Origin of the sequence: Kamptonema sp. PCC 6506, from assembly GCF_000180455.1 — a bacterium.
Taxonomy (GTDB): domain Bacteria; phylum Cyanobacteriota; class Cyanobacteriia; order Cyanobacteriales; family Microcoleaceae; genus Kamptonema; species Kamptonema formosum.
The window spans coordinates 1-17,045 of record NZ_CACA01000330.1; the positions used below are offsets into that span (position 1 = coordinate 1).

Consider the following 17,045-nt stretch of genomic DNA (forward strand, 5'->3'; position numbering starts at 1 on the left):
CTGCTATATTTAGGGATGAAAATAGCGATCTATGAATGCTAAACCAATTAGTATCCCTAACAGGGCGATCGCTGTTAGGCAAAAATGAAATAGGGAGGTTGCGCGCTTGCGAACCATGTTTCGCATGGCGAGTTTGACGTAACTCGGTTGAGGTGCTGTTCCTGACGGGGTGGTTGAGGTGGCTGACACAGAGTCGGTTTCAACGGGTAAGGGCGATTGGCTCATAGTTCTGAGTGTTGATAGTTAAGATTAAAGTTGCCACGATTGTAACAAAAATGTAATGTTTTGTGTAGCAGTTTGGAGGGGCGCGATCGCGCCGTAACGCCGCCTTTCAGATGGTACTGCCTAGAAAGTGGCGTTACGGATATTTTGGGGTAAGTCTTGTTCAAGTAGCGCTGCGATCGCGACAAGATCGATCCGATATCGATCGCTTAAGTAAATTGTTCTATCTCCTCCCTTATTCCTTGTTCCTTGTTTCTTCAATCAATCATTAACTGTTTTGGCAGACTGATTAAACAACAAATTTCGCGACTCTTCAATACTAATTGCCTGAGTTTTGAAAGCTTCTGCTTGCTGATAGGCTCGAATGGTTGCGGGACGGGCTTTAATCGCTTCAAACCAACGCTGCAAATGCTCAAAATCTTCTAGTTTTTGACCTTGGAGCGCATAGGGTACAATCCAGGGATAAATGGCAATATCGGCGATCGAATAGTCACCGCCAACAAATTCGCGATCGCTTAACCGCCGATTCAATACAGCATACAAACGTCCCGTCTCATTCACGTAACGTGCGATCGCGTAGGGAATTTTTTCGGGAGCATACTGACTGAAATGATGGTTCTGTCCGGCCATTGGCCCGAGACCGCCCATCTGCCAGAATAGCCATTGTAGAACTTCGAGGCGATCGCGAATCTCGCCAGGGATCAACTTCCCAGTTTTTTCTGCCAAATAAAGCAAAATCGCCCCCGACTCAAACACAGAAATTGGTTCGCCACCATCCACAGGTTCGCGATCGACAATAGCAGGAATGCGATTGTTAGGGGCAATCTTCAAAAACTCCGGTTTAAACTGATCGCCTGCACCAATATTAATCGGAATCAGCGTATAAGGTACTCCGACTTCCTCCAGAAACATCGTAATTTTATGTCCGTTGGGCGTTGTCCAGTAATAAACTTCAATCATTCCTGTCTCCTGAGATTACAAAAATTGTGCTTGGGATATTACCCGAGCTCAAATTATAGCTTAACAAAGCTTAATATAACAGTTGAGTAATTAAAACTCAACCAGCCTGCGGGTGTAAATTTTTAATAAGCTTCTTGACATTAGAATTTTTTTTTTGTATTATTTGCTCAGTGAAAATGTACAAAATAAGTTTGATAGCAAAACTCAAACTCCCATCCAAATTCCAATTCTAGGGTGCTTTCTATCTAGTTTTCCCAAGTTTAGCTTATCCTCGCAGAATTAGCTTTACAATGTTATTTATGAAAACTCCGCAGATCGTCCCAGAAACTCTGGCTCAATTTCCCTTTTTTAGTATTTTAAATCAGAGGGATTTAGAATGGATTTTACATGAAGGCACCCCTGAAAAATGTCAACCGGGTCGAGTGCTGATCCAAGAAGGTCATCCAGTAGAATCACTCTATCTATCTATCTCAGGAACCCTAGCTGTTACCGTATCGCGCCAAGACGGAGGAGAACAAGAACTCAAGCGACTATTCGCCGGCGAACTAATGGGAGAAATGTCTTTTTTGGATAATCATTTACCTTCTGCTACCATCAAGGTAGTCGAAGATTCTCAGGTATTGTCACTATCCAAAACCACGCTGGTCCGCAAACTAGAAACAGATGGAGATTTTGCCTCTCGTTTCTATCATTTATTATCCTTAAAACTCTCGGATCAATTGCGCGGCTTATCAGGTTTACTAACGGAAAATCAAGCATTACCCAGCGAACCATTACGAAAAGTTCTACTTGTATTTGCCGTTCTCAATGATAGCGACATTGCTTGGATGATTGCTCACGGAGTACCCGAAAAAGTTATTCCTAATACTGTTCTCATCCAACAAGGAAAACCCGTACCTGCCGTTTACATTTTACTAGAAGGCACATTAGGTATTTATATTTCCCTTACCAAAAACGGAATCACAACAGAGAAAGAAGTCGCAAAGTCAATTAAAGGCGAAATCCTCGGTGAAATGTCTTTTGTAGAAATAGGCACCGCCTCAGCTACTGTCAAAGTAGTAGAAAATGCTTGGTTACTAGCTCTACCTCAATCACAATTAGCCGCCAAACTAGAGGAAGACAGAGCCTTTGCAAGTAGATTTTATCGAGCCATTGCTGTTGTCCTATCAAATCGTTGGCGCGATCGACTTATGCGTCGTGGATTTGCCACTCTCGCCAACGATCTTACTTCCATGCTCTCCGAAGAAATTGATGCCGAAGACGAGCTTGATTTTGATGTTTTAGAAGGAACTGCCATTGCCGGCACCCGCTTTGATTGGATGATTCGCCAGCTACGTTAACCGTTATAATTGAGTAACATACGATGTTTACTAAAGATAGCAAAAAACGAAATATTTTTCGCCAAGAATCTCTAGAGCGACTCTCTTCTCCAGAACGCCTCGATCAACTCATGCAAGTAGTTGGCCCCAAAGAATGGGTACCTTTAAGCGTTTTAGGAGGTTTAGTTATAGTCGGGTTAGCATGGAGTATCTTTGGCAAAATACCAATCACCATTGATGGACGCGGTATTTTTATTGCACCCCGTCAAGTAGTTGATTTTCAATCCCCAATTTCAGGGCAACTCAAAACATTATACGTTCAAGCCGGCCAATGTATTGCTAAAAATGAACGCTTAGCAACCATCGATCCCTCTGAACTAAAGCAGCGGCTAAAACTTGCTCAAGATAAACAAGCACAATTGCAACAGCAATCTAACGAAACATCTTTGCTCTTAAATCAGGGAACTCGTTCTGAACAAGATGCCATTATTGCTTCCAAAATTAGTCTTCAGCAACGTCTTTTAGCCGCTCAGTCTATGACTCCTATGCTGCAAAATAAAGGCTTAGATGCTATTGCCCAACAACGTCAGAGTCTACAACAAAGGTTACAGGATTTGCAACAAATGACACCTCTAATCCAAAGCAAAGGTTTAGATGCCATTGTCAGACAAAGACAAAGTATTCAACAGCAACTACGGGATACTAAATCACTCACTCCTACCCTCAAAGAAAAAGGCTTAAATACCATTACTGAACAGCGTCAGAGCCTGCAACAACGCTTAGAAAATGCTAAAAAACTAGCGCCAGTTTTAGCAGAAAGATTAGAAAAACGTCGGCAACTCTTCTCAGAAGGTGCCATCCCTCAAGATACTCTCCTCGAAGCAGAACAAGAATATTTTCAGAAATTAGAAAGCGTTGCAGAACTCAAGGCAGAATTAAAAGATTTAGATGCTCGTGAAGTGGAAGCACAACAGCAATATCTGGAAAATCTCAATCAGATTGGAGCGCTTCAGGCAAAACTCAAAGATATCGATGTTCAAGAAGCCACAACCCAACAACAATATCTCAATAGTCTCAATCAAATCAATGAAATTCAAGCACAACTTAAGGACTTGGAAGTCAAGGAAACAGAATCTCAACAACGACATCTAGAAAATCTCAATCAAATTCGTCAAACTCAAGCAGATTTGCAAGAATTGGAAACCAAAGCCAAGCGGTTAGAACAAGATAACTTAGAACAACTAAATAATAAACAAAATCCGATTCAGGATGTCCGTCGAGAAATTGCTCAATTGCAACAACAAATTATTGACAACAGCGAAATTCGCAGTCCTCACGCCGGCTGCATTTTAGAAATCATGGCTACAGAAGGACAAGTAGTTTCACCCGGTACTAATTTAGGTTCTTTGAATGTGACCAGCCGCAAAGGCACCATAGTTGGAGTTAGTTACTTTACAGTTAAAGATGGCAAAAAAGTGAAACCGGGGATGATGATTCAAATTACACCGGATACAGTTAAGCGGCAACGATATGGAGGAATTGTTGGCACTGTCACTTCAGTTTCCGAGTTTCCTATTACTCAAAAAGGTGTGGCAGCAGTGATTGGCAATCCCGATTTGGTTAGTGGATTAATTCAAAATGTCAGCGGCGGAGCAGGTGGAGAAAATGCAGGGGGGGCGATTGTAGAAGTCCGTGCCCAATTGGAATCAGATCAAACTCCCAGTGGTTATAAGTGGTCATCTTCCCAGGGCCCACAACTAAAAATTACCCCTGGGATTACCACCACTGCTAGAGTTCGGGTGGAAGAACAAGCGCCTATTACCTTTTTACTACCCGTTCTCCGGGAATGGACTGGTGTTTATTGATGAAAAAGATGTTAAAGATGGGATTTTCTAAATCAAAACAACCCAAAATCTTCAAGCGGGTAAAAACACCAACCTTATTACAAATGGAAGCGGTAGAGTGTGGTGCAGCCGCTTTGGGAATTATTCTGAGATATTATGGTCGGATCGTTCCTTTACCCGAACTGCGGACTAATTGCGGTGTCTCCCGTGATGGCAGTAAAGCATCGAATGTATTAAAAGCTGCTAAAAATTATGGAATGCAGGCGAAGGGATTTAAAAAACAACTTGCCCAACTTCAAGAAATTCAACCTCCCTTTATTGTATTTTGGAACTTCAACCATTTCCTAGTAGTTGAAGGATTTACAAAAGACCGTGTTTATCTCAACGATCCCGGCACTGGCCCTCGGAGTGTGAGTTTTGAGGAATTCGATCAGGCTTACACTGGCGTAGTTTTGCTGATGGAACCGGGCCCAGAGTTTAAACGTGGTGGCCGTAAACCTAGCATTATTCGCTCTTTAATGGAGCGTTTAAAAGGCTCAGTAGGGGCAATTATCTACTGTATTTTAGCTGGTTTTTTTCTTGTAATTCCGGGGTTGGCTATTTCCATTTTTGGTCAAATCTTTGTGGATAATATTCTCGTCGAAAATCGCTATGATTGGTTGCGACCCTTATTAATCGGCATAGGAATTACTGCCCTCATTCAAGCCAGTTTAACTCTGCTGCAATTGCGGTACTTAAGACATTTACAAATCAAACTATCTGTGGGGATGTCAAGCCGCTTTTTGTGGCATATTCTCCGCTTACCAGTGGGATTTTATGCTCAAAGGTTCGCGGGAGAAATTAGCAACCGCGCACAGTTAAATACCAGAGTTGCAGATGTATTATCTGGTCAGTTAGCCCAAACTGCGATCGATGTTGTGATGGTTATATTTTATGCAGCAGTGATGTTTGCCTATGACTGGGTACTGACTATAATCAGCATCTTCTTGGCAATCCTTAATGTCTCAACCTTGCAGTGGGTGGCAGAGAAACGCAAAGATAGTCACATGAGGTTAGTGCAAGATCAAGGAAAGGCAGCAGGTGTTGCCATTGCAGGGTTACAAAGTATTGAAACCATCAAATCCGCAGCCTTAGAATCAGACTTTTTTGCTCGTTGGGCTGGATATTATACGAAAGCAGAAAATGCTCAACAGGAACTCGGAATTAGCAACCAAGCTATCACTGTTTTACCCAATTTCATCACTGCCTTAACCACTCTGTCACTTCTTATTATTGGCGGGTTAAGGGTGATGGATGGACACCTAAGTATAGGGATGTTAGTTGCTTTTCAAAGTTTAATGGCTCTATTTCAGAAGCCAGTTAATACCTTAGTGAGTTTTGGTAGTACCCTTCAGGAGTTAGAGGGAGATATTAACCAATTAGATGATGTGCTAGATAATGAAGTTGATTCGCAGATTAACCTAGAAAATCCTCAAAATCCCTTTCAGGTTGACGCAATACCTCGTACAAATGGAAAATTAACTAATTCTGCCTTTAAATTGGCAGGATATCTCGAACTTCGCAATCTCACTTTTGGCTATTCACGAATTGACGCTCCTTTAGTTGAAAATCTTAGTCTCAGCTTGCGACCAGGTCAAAGAGTAGCCTTAGTAGGAGGGAGTGGTTCTGGTAAATCGACTGTTGCCAAAACAGTTGCAGGGTTATATGAAGCTTGGTCTGGAGAGATTTTATTTGATGGTATTCCTCGTCATAAAATCCCCCGTTCTGTGCTTACAAATTCTCTATCAATGGTTGAACAGGATATTTTTCTGTTTGGGGGAACCGTGCGTGAAAACTTAACTCTATGGGATAGTACAATTCCCAAAGATCAATTATTACGTGCTTGCCAAGATGCGGCGATTTTAGATGTGGTTTTAGCTATTTCTGGTGGTATTGAAGGGAATTTGCTTGAAGGTGCGGCAAACTTAAGTGGCGGACAGCGACAACGTTTAGAAATTGCCCGTGCTTTGGTAAACGATCCTTCGATCTTAATTATGGATGAAGCTACGAGTGCTTTAGATGCAGAAACTGAGAAAATTATCGATCAAAATCTTCGGCGGCGGGGTTGTACTTGTTTAATTGTTGCTCACCGTTTGAGTACGATTCGTGACTGTGATGAGATCATTCTCTTAGATCGAGGTAAGGTTGTACAGCGCGGTACTCATGAGGAAATGAGGGCAGTTCCCGGCCCTTATATGCGCTTGATTCAGTCTGAGTAAAATATTATTGGTAATTGGTAATTGGTAATTGGTAATTGGTAATTGGTAATTGTAATGTGGGCGCTCGCCGACAACTATCTTATGCTATGATTTACAGGTTTGTTGCGGCTCGCGGCCACCCTACATTTAATTAAATTTTGGGTGAAGTTTTGTACTCAAATTAGTTAAGAACCCTATAAAACTAGACCTCTACTAAAACTTTTTTAGACAGTTCGCTCACAAAAATTGGCTCGAATTCATAGATGCTAGATAACTTTTCTACTAGCGTATTCTCAATGAATTCCCATTGATCGTTAGGTGTATATCCGCTGAGACGAGAACGACATACATCTATTAGTTTAGGCTGAATTTCATTTACTTTCAAAAAATCAATCAGTGCATCAATTCGTTCTACGATCGCATCCTCAGAAACCTTCAAATTTTCAGCGACTAATTTATCAGGTTGGATGATACAAAAGTAATACTTCCCATCCATATATTTGACCGAGGCATTCCCACCCCAACAAATACGCAGTTTGTTATAAAGGTTATTGATATAGTCATAGTAAGCCTCTTCTGTAATCTCAACTTCTAAATATTCTCCCGATACGTTATCACAGGAAAAATAGTCAATATCGATATCGAGAATTACCGATTTATTTAATTTTTTTGATTCCTCACTAGAGAGATCATCTTGAGCATTAAGCGGTGTAATTGTGAAAGATTTGCAATCAGGATTAAACAGGTTATTAAAGTCAACCTTCGATTTTAGTATTAATCTTTTACCTTCTCCCTGATGGGAATAGATATTGAGTTGTTTCTGTCCATTTAATTTTGGGTCGTGTTTTTGACGCAACCAGTAAACCTGACTAAATACTCCTTGATAAAGTGCAGGATAGATAAAATTAGCGATTGTTAATTCGCTGTAGGTGAAGTCATGTACCCTTTTTATATTCTCATTTACCGACTTCAGAGAACTATTTAAAATTGGAACTACTAGGTCTGAATGTTCATCTACATGAAGTAGCGTATTCTGATTTTTGTTAATCCACCCTTCCGCTACTGCATAATGCCAAATAAAAAATGCTTCATTGTGCTCTTCCATGATATAAAACGGAATCTTAGCCATAGTGATTCTCCTTTTTTGGTAATTGGTAATTGGTAATTGCTAATACTAATTCTGAAAAGTATTGCTACAATCCTGATGTTGGGTTTCACTTCGTTCCACCCAACCTACTTTTACTATAGTTTCAGCTACCCAGGCTGAGGTTCGTCATCAAGAACGCCACGATTGAACATTAAATTAAGTGAGTAATAAGTTTCTGTTGCATTCACTCCTAATTTTTCAAATTCCGCGACGATTTCGGCTGCCGTTTTATTGCCTTTTAAAATTGCTTCTCCCAATTCTTTAATCAAAGGACGGTGGCGGAACTTGAGGGTTAGAAATCGAGTGGAAAGTTTGAAGCCATCATCAAGATTTTCGTGTTTGAGGTCGCGGCGAAATCTAAGATTCTGATCGGCTCTAATTTCTAAAGGCATCTGCTGAGTTATCATTCGTTCTAAGAGAACTTTGAGGTCATTGGCACTCTCAAAGTTTCCTCGATCGTAAACTCGATAGCCATTAGGCCAGCGATCGTCAGCTTTGCAAGGACTAATAATTTTAACGCTGCGCTCGACCATGTTAAACAAAAATCCTGTTACACAAGCAATCGTTGATTGGGCTAACTCATCAGATGCTTCTCCAGCTTTATTTTGCTTTTCCCAGGAACGACCAGCCACTGCTTTATTCATCAGCGACTCCTTATTTTGCATGACTAAACCGACGCGGATTAGATCCTCTGGCGAGAATTCTGCATATACATTTTGTAAAATTTTGAGGGACAAAATAGAGAAGCGATGGTAAGTAAAACCCTGAGAGTCTGAGAATTTCAAAAGCGATCGCACCCGTGCTGGATATTTCATGGGTTGGGCAGTCGTCATTTGTGGAATTGCGCCTAAAATGGCTTGAAAATCGCTGACAAACTGTTCATAATCGGGGTTATCAAGGGGGTCAGTTGCCCAGTAACAAAAGCCAGTACCGGCAGCAGGGCCACAAATTTCTTTAATAACTTCTAACACTTCGCCCCAAAGTTGGGCATTTTCGGCGGTGTAAGTAAAGATATCGCTAAAACGCGGTGCTGAAATCCCGCAAAATGAACAGCCAACAGAACATCCTTTAGTCAGTTCAAAAGCAACAGGTGCATGGAGAATTTGAGCGTTATGAGATTTGCGAATTTCGCTGTCTCCGCGTGCAATTTGCCGATCGCGCCACGCCTGAAATCTCGGATCGCTATCCGGCATATTATTGCGCCAGCGAAAAAAATATCGTTCCCGTGCTTTTTCGTAGTCAATGAAACGTTGGAGGGCGATGGGAAATGGGATGTCTTGGGATTGTTGGCTTTTTACAAATTCCGCGTCCCATAACCAGCGAATTTCTGCTAAGGGAATTTTGAGATTGTATTGAGCCACTGTTTGTTCGGGTGCGATCGCCACATTTTTTCTAAATTCTGGATCGGCTTCGTAATATTCCGTAAATCGCTTGATATGGCTGATACTCGTTAATTCTTGCTCGTCTAATTTCATCCACCGCTCGATCGTTTTTTGTTCTAGCGCGTCATCTAATTGAGCCAATTGGGGAGCCAAAGGTAATGTCTTAGCAGTCATTTTCCGAATCCTCTGTGATAGTTTTTCTGATCGTTTTAAACTCAAAACTCTTTTGCTTCATTTCCACAACAATAGAGATGGCAGTAAGTCGGGATAAGCTAGGCGCAGCAGTTGATAACCAATTCCCGCAGTTCCCGTAAACAGACCAGGGCTGTATGTATCCCCTGCCACATTAGCAAATACTTGGAAAGATCCCGTTTGTCGGGCGCGAGTTACTACCCAAGCAGCTTGTTGTTGGGCAATAGTAATTAATTCCGGTCGATTTAAGCGTTTTCCTGCTTCTAGAAATAGCTCGAGCCGCCCGAAATTACCACAGCAATAATTGTCTATTTCTTCGGCTTTGACTTGCGGCGTAGCTGCGATCGCAAATTCAATATCTTGCTGAATTTCCGCCGAATTAAGCATTTCCAAACTTCCCAGCCGTGCTAAACCTATTCCTGGCGCACCATGACACCAAGTGTTCGTAAAACTGGGTTCTCCGTTACGGCTGACGGAGTTTCTAAAATCTGGCCAGTTACCTGCTTTTGGTGAGAAAACGCTGCGTTCGTAAGCGATCGCTTCTGCTGCTGCTTCTAGAAATACAACCTCGTTGCTGACTTTATATAACCGCAATAAGGCATAAGCAATCCCCGCCGCACCGTGAGAAAATCCTGTTAGTAACTTGCCATCAACGGTTTGCCAAGTTCTGAATCCGGAGTCGCTAGCAGTGCGGTATTGAAGTAAATGCTTTCCTCCTGCGATCGCTTGTTCTAAAATGGCTGGTTCTTTGGTTACTTCGTAGAGCGCTAACAGTCCTAAAATCGCTCCGGCTGTGCCGAAAGTAACATCAAACTTGCGATCGTCGGCAAATTTTTCTGGTGTTAATAAAGCAGCAGCTTTGGTTGCATCCTCAATTACAGCGCTATTTTCTAGAAATTGGCCAATTCGAGTTAACCCGTAGATTATAGAACCGCATCCCACAGCACCGCCAATCCCAATTTTTTGCACCATAGCGCGACTAATTTGAGGATTTTGTAAATGCTGACGCAGAGATTCGATCGCTGCTAAAGTTAGTTCTTGAAGTTCTGAATTTCCTTGAATTTTGGCTAAAGCTGATAGAAATATGCCAATTCCACAACTGCCGTCATAGAGCCGATCGCTTACAGGTTCTAGTTGAAAGCGCTGGATCTCCATTAAGTAAACTAGAGCAATCCAACTGGCGCTACCATTGGGAGAATGAAGGGCATTGTTTTGGAGGCGTTTGGCGATCGCTTCGGCTTCTCGGACTAAATCTTTTGAATCCAGTTGTGGGACTAAATCGAGCTGGAGTTCTAAACTTGGGCTTAAACTAGAACTCTCGCATTGTTTGGCAATCTGTGCGTAGAGGGAACCGCGAATTAGTCCAATTTGCCATTTTAGGTCATCTGCGCTCAATTGTTGCAATCGAGCGATCGCTAAGTCGATACTTGGTTGGGCAAAGCAGTTTTCAATGGTTTCATTAGTAGCGATCGGCAAAGCATCTTGATTAGCCCAAGCTGTAAATAAGGGAATATCCATATACTCTAGTGCTTGTTTTTCGGCTGCAATCAACTGCCCAACTGCTCCCTCGCTATTGCGTCGCAAGCTATGAAATTTGTCATTCCAAAATCGCTCTCTACTCAAATAATCTAACTGAATGCTGCGATTTGCACCATCTTTCAGAGCCTCTAATTTCAGCGACATTTCTAGTATGACGCAATAAATTTTTGTTGCTCTGAAAGTGAAGCGCACTTGCTGTTTGCCCAGATTCATTAAAGGGCTATCTGCTGTCAAAAGTGCGTCGCGCTGTTCTCGGAGAAACTGGTACATTTGCCGAAACCCAGCGATGAGTTCTTCTAAATAATTGCTGGGGGAAAGTCCCACACCATTTAGATACGGTATGTTTTTACCAGGTGGCATCGCCTCATAATCCGAACCTAGAACCATGTCATCTTTATTGACGTTCTGCCATTTCGTTACTTTAAAGAGCGTTTCTTGCTGGCTGCCACTTCCCAAACCTGAAACGTCAAGGCTTTGCCCTGTGGCTACAAATAGCCATCTAGGAAGTAATCCCGTATCCAATACGGAGCTATACATTTGTTCGTAAGCGAGGGAATAGGCATCTCGATCGGCGGTGCTAACTTCCCCCCGCACGCCATGATTTAAGAGCATTTCTAAATCGATGGGGACGGGATATTCGCCACAAGCAATAATATTTTCATCAAGAAAGTCTGTGCCTTTGAGGACGTAGGCTAGGCAGAGAAACATCCCCATCCGTTGATAGTAGCGACTAGCTTGTGCTTGGTTTTGACAAGGTAGATGTTCGATAAATTCTGCCCAGCCATAGGTTGAGCGATCGATGATTTTTTGCGGTTTAAAGGTTAAGGGAATATCTCTGTTATTTAACCAAGTGAGTAACTGGCTGTAAGCTTTTTCTGTACCAAGGCTTTTGGGTTTGTAAACCAGTTCTAAGCCTGAGCTAAATAGAATTGCGATCGCGGAACGCCCTTGACGGTGGCGATCGGAAAGGTTGGGTTGAATAACTGTAACTTGACCCAGCTCTGTTTCCGGTTGGAAAGTTTGCTGAATTTCACTCCAATCTGAAGCTAATCTTTGCAGGAATTCAGTTGTTGTTTCTACCCATAAGTTTACCAGCGTCCCGGCTAGACGTGCCAATACGGAATACTCTTGGAAAAATGTTATTAATTCTCCGTTCAGCAAGTCTTCGATAAATTGCTTGTATTGTTTGTTAGTATAGGTGACAGTTAATGGCCAGGAGCTAACTAAGGCAGGTTGTTTTTGCTGTTGAAAGATTTTAAATTTCTGAAATAATGCCCGCGAGCCCAAATTTGCTAACAATTCTAGCAGGCTGCGTTCTAAGTTGGCGTGGGCGGCTGCGGTTAGCAGTGAGTAGCTATTTCCGGTGTTCGCGATTAGTTTTTCTCTGGCGATGTAAACTGAAGACAGCCAAATTTCTTCAAAGGGTAAAGGGCGCAGGGGATTGAGAAATGCTAAATTGTCTTTGGCGATCGCAGTTCTGGCTTGTAAGCTCTCTTCTAGGGTTTGAGCCCATGCTGGTAAGCGATCGCCCTGAAAGCGAACGTTACTAACAGCGTTGCGGGCTGAGTTTAAATCTAAACCCATCTGGCTCAGGTGTTGCTGGAATTTTGCGAAATCTCCTTCAGCTACAACTTGACACCACTGTTTGATTCGGGCATTAATAATGTCTGGGCTCTCGCTAGCTGAATCGAAGGCAAAATTAGAGTTAAGGCGTTCGTCGATCGTGCTAGCTTTTTCAACAATTTTAATTAAATCTTTTTTACAAACTTGCATTTTTTCTAAGTCCTATTGCTAATTGCTAATTGCTAATTGCTAATTTGGATAAAAAAGAGGAAGCAAAACTTATTCAAGTGCTTAGCTTCCTCTTCTTAGACTAGCTCCAGAAACTGCTGTCTAAATCGCATTAAGTGCGAGTTACAAAACCGCAGCCACGGCTACCAGCAATCCAGCAACCGCCACCAGCGACAGCTTCTAATTGTTCTTCAGATAATTCTTCTTCAACAGCTTCAGGAGCAGGTAGAACTAAGTACATCTTAGTAGCTGTTTCTTCTACTACTTCAATTGTCAGATCGTCTGGCACTTGAGTGTTAAACTCTGAAGAAATCACTGCTTTAGGATTGGCTTTGAGTTTTTCGCGGAAGCTGGGATCTTTAAGAGCTTTGATGGCGAGTTGTTCTTCGGCTTCTTTGCGAGTAGACATGATGTTTTTCCTGTTTTAAATGAATGGGTTTAAGAGGTGTCTTTGCGATGTTCGCTTGACGTTTGATTCTTGCTCGAATCTTTTATCAGAATAACCAGTCCTTCCCAGTACCGTCAATATAGAAAAGTTCAGTAAAACTCAGGAGTTAGAAACAAAATTTAATTATTTTCTTAACTTTGGTCAGAAAAACTCTGATAAATTCAGGTCAGGTACACTTTTGTTAGCAAAAAGCCTAAGTTTTAAACCATGAACGTCAGTCAGGCACTAGAATTGGCAGATAATTTGGTGGTGGCTAAAACGGCCAGGCACTTGAGCGACTTGCAAAGACTTTTATTAGAGGAATTTTGGACGAGGCCAAGTTTGCGCTATGACGAAGTTGCCCAAACTCACGGCTATTCAGCTAGCTATCTCAAGCAAGATGCAGGCCCGAAACTGTGGCGATCGCTCTCCGATGCTTGTGGCGAAAAGGTAAGCAAGGCGAACTTTCGAGCAGCGCTAGAGCGAAAATGGTCTGCGGTGGGAGAGAAGAGGAACCTATCTTTACCAGAAAACTCGGATAACTATCCTGTCAGCGTTGTGCAGCAAGATCCTTCCACTTCATCGCTAGCAGTTTTAGCCCCGCCCACAAGCTACCCAACTCAAGATTTATTGAGCTCCCCGGTTGTACCGCCTGACGACAATTTGCCACCCGCACAACTCCAGAGTTATCAAGATTGGGGGATTGCGCCTGATGTTTCCACGTTTTACGATCGCTACGAGGAAATAGCTCAACTTAAACAATGGATTGTAGGCGATCGCTGTCGTTTAGTCGCGATCGTTGGTTTAGGAGGCATTGGCAAAACCTATCTCAGCGTGAAATTAGCTGAACAAATCCAAGATTGTTTTCAATACGTGATTTGGCGATCGCTGCGAAATGCTCCACCCCTACAACAAATTTTAACGAGCATTCTGCAATCAATTGCTAATAGTCAAGAAATCGATTTAGCTGCAACAGTCCATGAAAAAATCTCTTGCGCCATCGATTTTTTCCGCAACCATCGTTGCTTGTTGATTTTAGATAATGTCGAAACGATTCTACAGGGTGGTGTTTACACGGGTTATTACCAAGAAGGTTATGAAGATTACGGTGAATTTTTTAAGTGTTTAGGAGAGGGTCGTCACCATAGCTGCTTGCTACTAACCACTCGTGAAAAACCGAAAGAAATTTCGATAATGCAGGGGGAAACTTTACCAATTCGCTGCTTGCGACTGCAAGGTTTATCTACCTCCGCAGGTTTGCAACTATTACGCCTCAAAGGTTGTTACTGGACATCAGAACAAGAGGGGTTTGCTTTAGTTGAACAGTATGCTGGTCATCCCCTTGCCTTAAAGATTATTGCCTCGACGATTCGAGAATTATTTGAAGGTAATATTTCAGAGTTTACTCAACATAACCTATTGGTGATTGATGAAATACGTACTCTCTTAGAAGAACAGTTTAATCGTTTAACCGACTTAGGCAAAGCTTTATTTTACTGGATAGCTATTAATTTAGAACCAGTATCAGCAGAGGAATTATATTCTGATATTTATCCCCTGGTTTCCAAACCTCGGTTAGTTGAAACTTTAAAGTCTTTAGTGCAACGTTCGCTGATCGAACAAACCGGCAGTCAGTTTGTCTTGCAGCCCGTAGTGAGGGAATATGCGATCGGCTCTTTAGTCAAGCAAGTTTGCGAAGAGATTGAAACGGGAAACTTTGCGATTTTAAACAGTCATGCTCTGCTCAAAGCTCAGGCAAAAGACTATATCCGACAAACCCAAATCAAGTTTATTCTCAATCCCATCCTCGAAAGGTTATTAACAGCATTCAAAACCAAAGCTAGGATTGCAAATCACTTTAAACAATTGATACATGAGCTGCAAATGCAGCCATCTCAATCGCCTGGGTATGCAGCCGGAAATCTGCTGAATATTCTATGTCAAATGCAGATCGATGTCAGCGGCTATGATTTTTCTCATCTCACAGTTTGGCAAGCTTATTTGCAAGGCACAAACCTACATGATGTCAATTTTAAAGGTGCAGATTTAGCTAAATCCGTGTTTGCCAAACAGCTAACCAATGTTTTAGCACTTGCCTTTAGTCCCGATGGCACGCTATTAGCAACCGGAGACGCTAATGGAGAAATTTGCTTGTGGTTAGCAGACGACGGTACGCTGTTAAGAATTTACGAAGGACACGCAGGTTGGGTAAATTCAATTGCCTTCAGCCCAAATGGTAGCTTACTGTGTAGCGGGAGTAGCGATCGCACCGTCAAAATTTGGGACGTAGGCACCGGAAACTGCCTGAAAACCCTCTCAGGACACAATCAACGAGTACGGACGGTGGCCTTCAGTCCTGACAGTCAAACCGTAGCCAGCAGCAGCAGCGATCGCACAGTCCGATTGTGGGACATTCAAAGCGGTTGGTGTCAACAAATTTACGCAGGTCATACCAGTTACGTCTGGTCAGTAACTTTTAGTCCCAACGGCAGAACCCTCGCCAGTGGTAGCGAAGATCGTACCATCAAACTCTGGGACGTTCTCACAGGGAAATGCTTGCAGACATGGCAGGATTCTAGCAGTTGGGTTCGCACCCTCGCCTTCAGTCCAGACGGCAAAACCTTAGCCAGCGGCGGAGGCGATCGCACCGTCAAACTATGGGAAACTAGCACAGGAACCCTATTAGCATCACTCCCCGGACACTCCCAACGTTTGCGTTCCCTCGCTTTTAGCCCCGATGGTAAACTACTTGCCAGTGGTAGTGGCGATCGCACCGTCAAAATCTGGGACTTAACAGCAAAGCGCTGCCTGAAAACACTACACGGCCATAGCAGTCGCCTCTGCGCCGTCGTCTTTAGTCCCGATGGCAACACCCTAGTCAGCGGTGGCGAAGACCGCACCGTCAGGTTTTGGGAAGTGAGTACGGGTAACTGCAACAGCATTTGGCAAGGTTACGCCAGTTGGTTTCAATCCGTCGCCTTCAGTCCCGATGGCAAAACCCTAGCCAGCGGCAGCGAAGATGGTACAGTCAAGCTTTGGAAAACTAACCTTAACTCCTCTGGCCCTTGCAGTCCCATTACCTTACTAGGCCATGCAGGTTGGGTTTGTTCCGTCGCCTTTAGTCCCGATGGCACAACCTTAGCTAGTGCCAGCAGCGACTACACGATTAAATTATGGGATGCTAGCAGCGGCACTTGCCTGAAAACCTTACTAGGAAACCCGCGCTGGATTCGGTCTATAGCATTTAGCCCCGATGGGAAAATGTTAGCTAGTGGTGGTGGTGACAATACCGTAAAATTATGGAACCTTCGTTCTGGCAACTGTTGCGCCACCTGGCGATCGCACGCAGGTTGGTTGTGGTCAGTCGCCTTTAGTCCTAATGGTGCGATCGTTGCCAGCGCCAGCGAAGACAAAACCGTAAAATTATGGTGCGTCCACACAGGAAGATGTTTAAGAACCTTTGAAGGACATAGCAGTTGGGTGCAAGCAGTCGCCTTTAGTCCCGATGGAAGACTATTAGCTAGTGGCAGTTGCGACCAAACTATTAAACTCTGGGATATTGATACAGGTCAATGCCTGCAAACCTTTTGGGATCATGTGAGTTGGGTGCAAACAGTCGCCTTTAGTCCCGATGGCAAATTCTTAGCGAGTGGAAGTTGCGATCAAACCGTAAAATTTTGGGAAATTGACAGCGGTGAGTGTTGGCAAACTCTATCGGCACATACAAACTGGGTTTGGGCGATCGCATTTAGTCCGAATGGTGACATTTTAGCCAGTGCCGGTCAAGACGAAACCATTAAATTGTGGAAAGTCAGCACCGGCGAATGCTTAGAAACTCTTAGAAGTAAAAGGCTTTATGAAGGAATGTGTTTGAGGGAATCTACACATTTAACAGAAGCACAGTTAGCAACACTCAAACTTTTAGGGGCATTTGTTTAGACATTGTTAACGGTTAACTGTTAACGGTTAACTGTTAACGATTAAC

At 43.0% G+C, this 17,045-nt stretch carries 11 protein-coding genes; 4 read left to right on the plus strand and 7 right to left on the minus strand.

The window, feature by feature from the left end:
• Positions 1 to 9: 9 nt before the first annotated feature.
• The 3 genes from OSCI_RS28745 to OSCI_RS22055 form a co-directional block, all read right to left on the minus strand.
• Complete coding sequence (locus OSCI_RS28745; protein ID WP_007357374.1) at positions 10 to 225, minus strand: DUF3285 domain-containing protein; 216 nt, start codon at positions 223 to 225, stop codon at positions 10 to 12.
• Between the two features lie 120 nt (positions 226 to 345).
• On the minus strand, positions 346 to 483 hold the full coding sequence (locus tag OSCI_RS30275) for a hypothetical protein (RefSeq protein WP_155523408.1): 138 nt from the start codon (positions 481 to 483) through the stop codon (positions 346 to 348).
• Positions 484 to 1,182, minus strand: a complete 699-nt coding sequence (locus OSCI_RS22055; protein WP_007357375.1) for a glutathione binding-like protein — start codon at positions 1,180 to 1,182, stop codon at positions 484 to 486.
• Between the two features lie 299 nt (positions 1,183 to 1,481).
• On the opposite strand from OSCI_RS22055, the gene OSCI_RS22060 reads away from it, so the two are divergent.
• From OSCI_RS22060 to OSCI_RS22070, 3 genes are read left to right on the plus strand one after another with little or no spacing between them, the layout of a single operon-like run.
• Positions 1,482 to 2,522, plus strand: a complete 1,041-nt coding sequence (locus OSCI_RS22060) for a cyclic nucleotide-binding domain-containing protein (RefSeq protein ID WP_007357376.1) — start codon at positions 1,482 to 1,484, stop codon at positions 2,520 to 2,522.
• A gap of 23 nt (positions 2,523 to 2,545) precedes the next feature.
• On the plus strand, positions 2,546 to 4,366 hold the full coding sequence (locus OSCI_RS22065; RefSeq protein ID WP_007357377.1) for an NHLP bacteriocin system secretion protein: 1,821 nt from the start codon (positions 2,546 to 2,548) through the stop codon (positions 4,364 to 4,366).
• A 17-nt stretch (positions 4,367 to 4,383) separates the two neighbouring features.
• Positions 4,384 to 6,603: an NHLP family bacteriocin export ABC transporter peptidase/permease/ATPase subunit gene (locus OSCI_RS22070; protein ID WP_234708800.1), complete on the plus strand. Its 2,220-nt coding sequence runs from the start codon at positions 4,384 to 4,386 to the stop codon at positions 6,601 to 6,603.
• A gap of 181 nt (positions 6,604 to 6,784) precedes the next feature.
• Here OSCI_RS22070 and OSCI_RS22075 read toward each other — a convergent pair whose 3' ends face one another.
• From OSCI_RS22075 to ospA, 4 genes are all read right to left on the minus strand, one after another.
• Entirely contained in the window at positions 6,785 to 7,711 is a 927-nt protein-coding gene (locus OSCI_RS22075) for a UPF0489 family protein (RefSeq protein WP_007357379.1), read from the minus strand.
• Between the two features lie 125 nt (positions 7,712 to 7,836).
• Positions 7,837 to 9,285, minus strand: coding sequence for a radical SAM family RiPP maturation amino acid epimerase (locus OSCI_RS22080; protein ID WP_007357380.1), 1,449 nt, complete (start codon positions 9,283 to 9,285; stop codon positions 7,837 to 7,839).
• A 57-nt stretch (positions 9,286 to 9,342) separates the two neighbouring features.
• Positions 9,343 to 12,615 carry a type 2 lanthipeptide synthetase LanM family protein gene (locus OSCI_RS22085; protein WP_007357381.1) on the minus strand — a complete coding sequence of 1,091 codons (3,273 nt, stop codon included), beginning with the start codon at positions 12,613 to 12,615 and terminating at the stop codon, positions 9,343 to 9,345.
• Between the two features lie 130 nt (positions 12,616 to 12,745).
• Entirely contained in the window at positions 12,746 to 13,042 is a 297-nt protein-coding gene (gene ospA, locus OSCI_RS22090) for a proteusin family RiPP peptide OspA (protein WP_007357382.1), read from the minus strand.
• A gap of 246 nt (positions 13,043 to 13,288) precedes the next feature.
• Here ospA and OSCI_RS22095 point away from each other — a divergent pair, with 246 nt between their 5' ends.
• The gene (locus OSCI_RS22095) at positions 13,289 to 16,999 is read left to right on the plus strand and encodes an NB-ARC domain-containing protein (protein ID WP_007357383.1); all 3,711 of its coding nucleotides are present in this window, start codon (positions 13,289 to 13,291) and stop codon (positions 16,997 to 16,999) included.
• Positions 17,000 to 17,045 lie beyond the last annotated feature (46 nt).

What these genes read in the sequence shown, in the direction of transcription:
- OSCI_RS28745 (WP_007357374.1), bottom strand. Translation starts at nt 225, where the DNA reads ATGAGCCAATCGCCCTTACCCGTTGAAACCGACTCTGTGTCAGCCACC.
- OSCI_RS22055 (WP_007357375.1), bottom strand. Translation starts at nt 1,182, where the DNA reads ATGATTGAAGTTTATTACTGGACAACGCCCAACGGACATAAAATTACG.
- OSCI_RS22060 (WP_007357376.1), top strand. Translation starts at nt 1,482, where the DNA reads ATGAAAACTCCGCAGATCGTCCCAGAAACTCTGGCTCAATTTCCCTTT.
- OSCI_RS22065 (WP_007357377.1), top strand. Translation starts at nt 2,546, where the DNA reads ATGTTTACTAAAGATAGCAAAAAACGAAATATTTTTCGCCAAGAATCT.
- OSCI_RS22070 (WP_234708800.1), top strand. Translation starts at nt 4,384, where the DNA reads ATGGGATTTTCTAAATCAAAACAACCCAAAATCTTCAAGCGGGTAAAA.
- OSCI_RS22075 (WP_007357379.1), bottom strand. Translation starts at nt 7,711, where the DNA reads ATGGCTAAGATTCCGTTTTATATCATGGAAGAGCACAATGAAGCATTT.
- OSCI_RS22080 (WP_007357380.1), bottom strand. Translation starts at nt 9,285, where the DNA reads ATGACTGCTAAGACATTACCTTTGGCTCCCCAATTGGCTCAATTAGAT.
- OSCI_RS22085 (WP_007357381.1), bottom strand. Translation starts at nt 12,615, where the DNA reads ATGCAAGTTTGTAAAAAAGATTTAATTAAAATTGTTGAAAAAGCTAGC.
- ospA (WP_007357382.1), bottom strand. Translation starts at nt 13,042, where the DNA reads ATGTCTACTCGCAAAGAAGCCGAAGAACAACTCGCCATCAAAGCTCTT.
- OSCI_RS22095 (WP_007357383.1), top strand. Translation starts at nt 13,289, where the DNA reads ATGAACGTCAGTCAGGCACTAGAATTGGCAGATAATTTGGTGGTGGCT.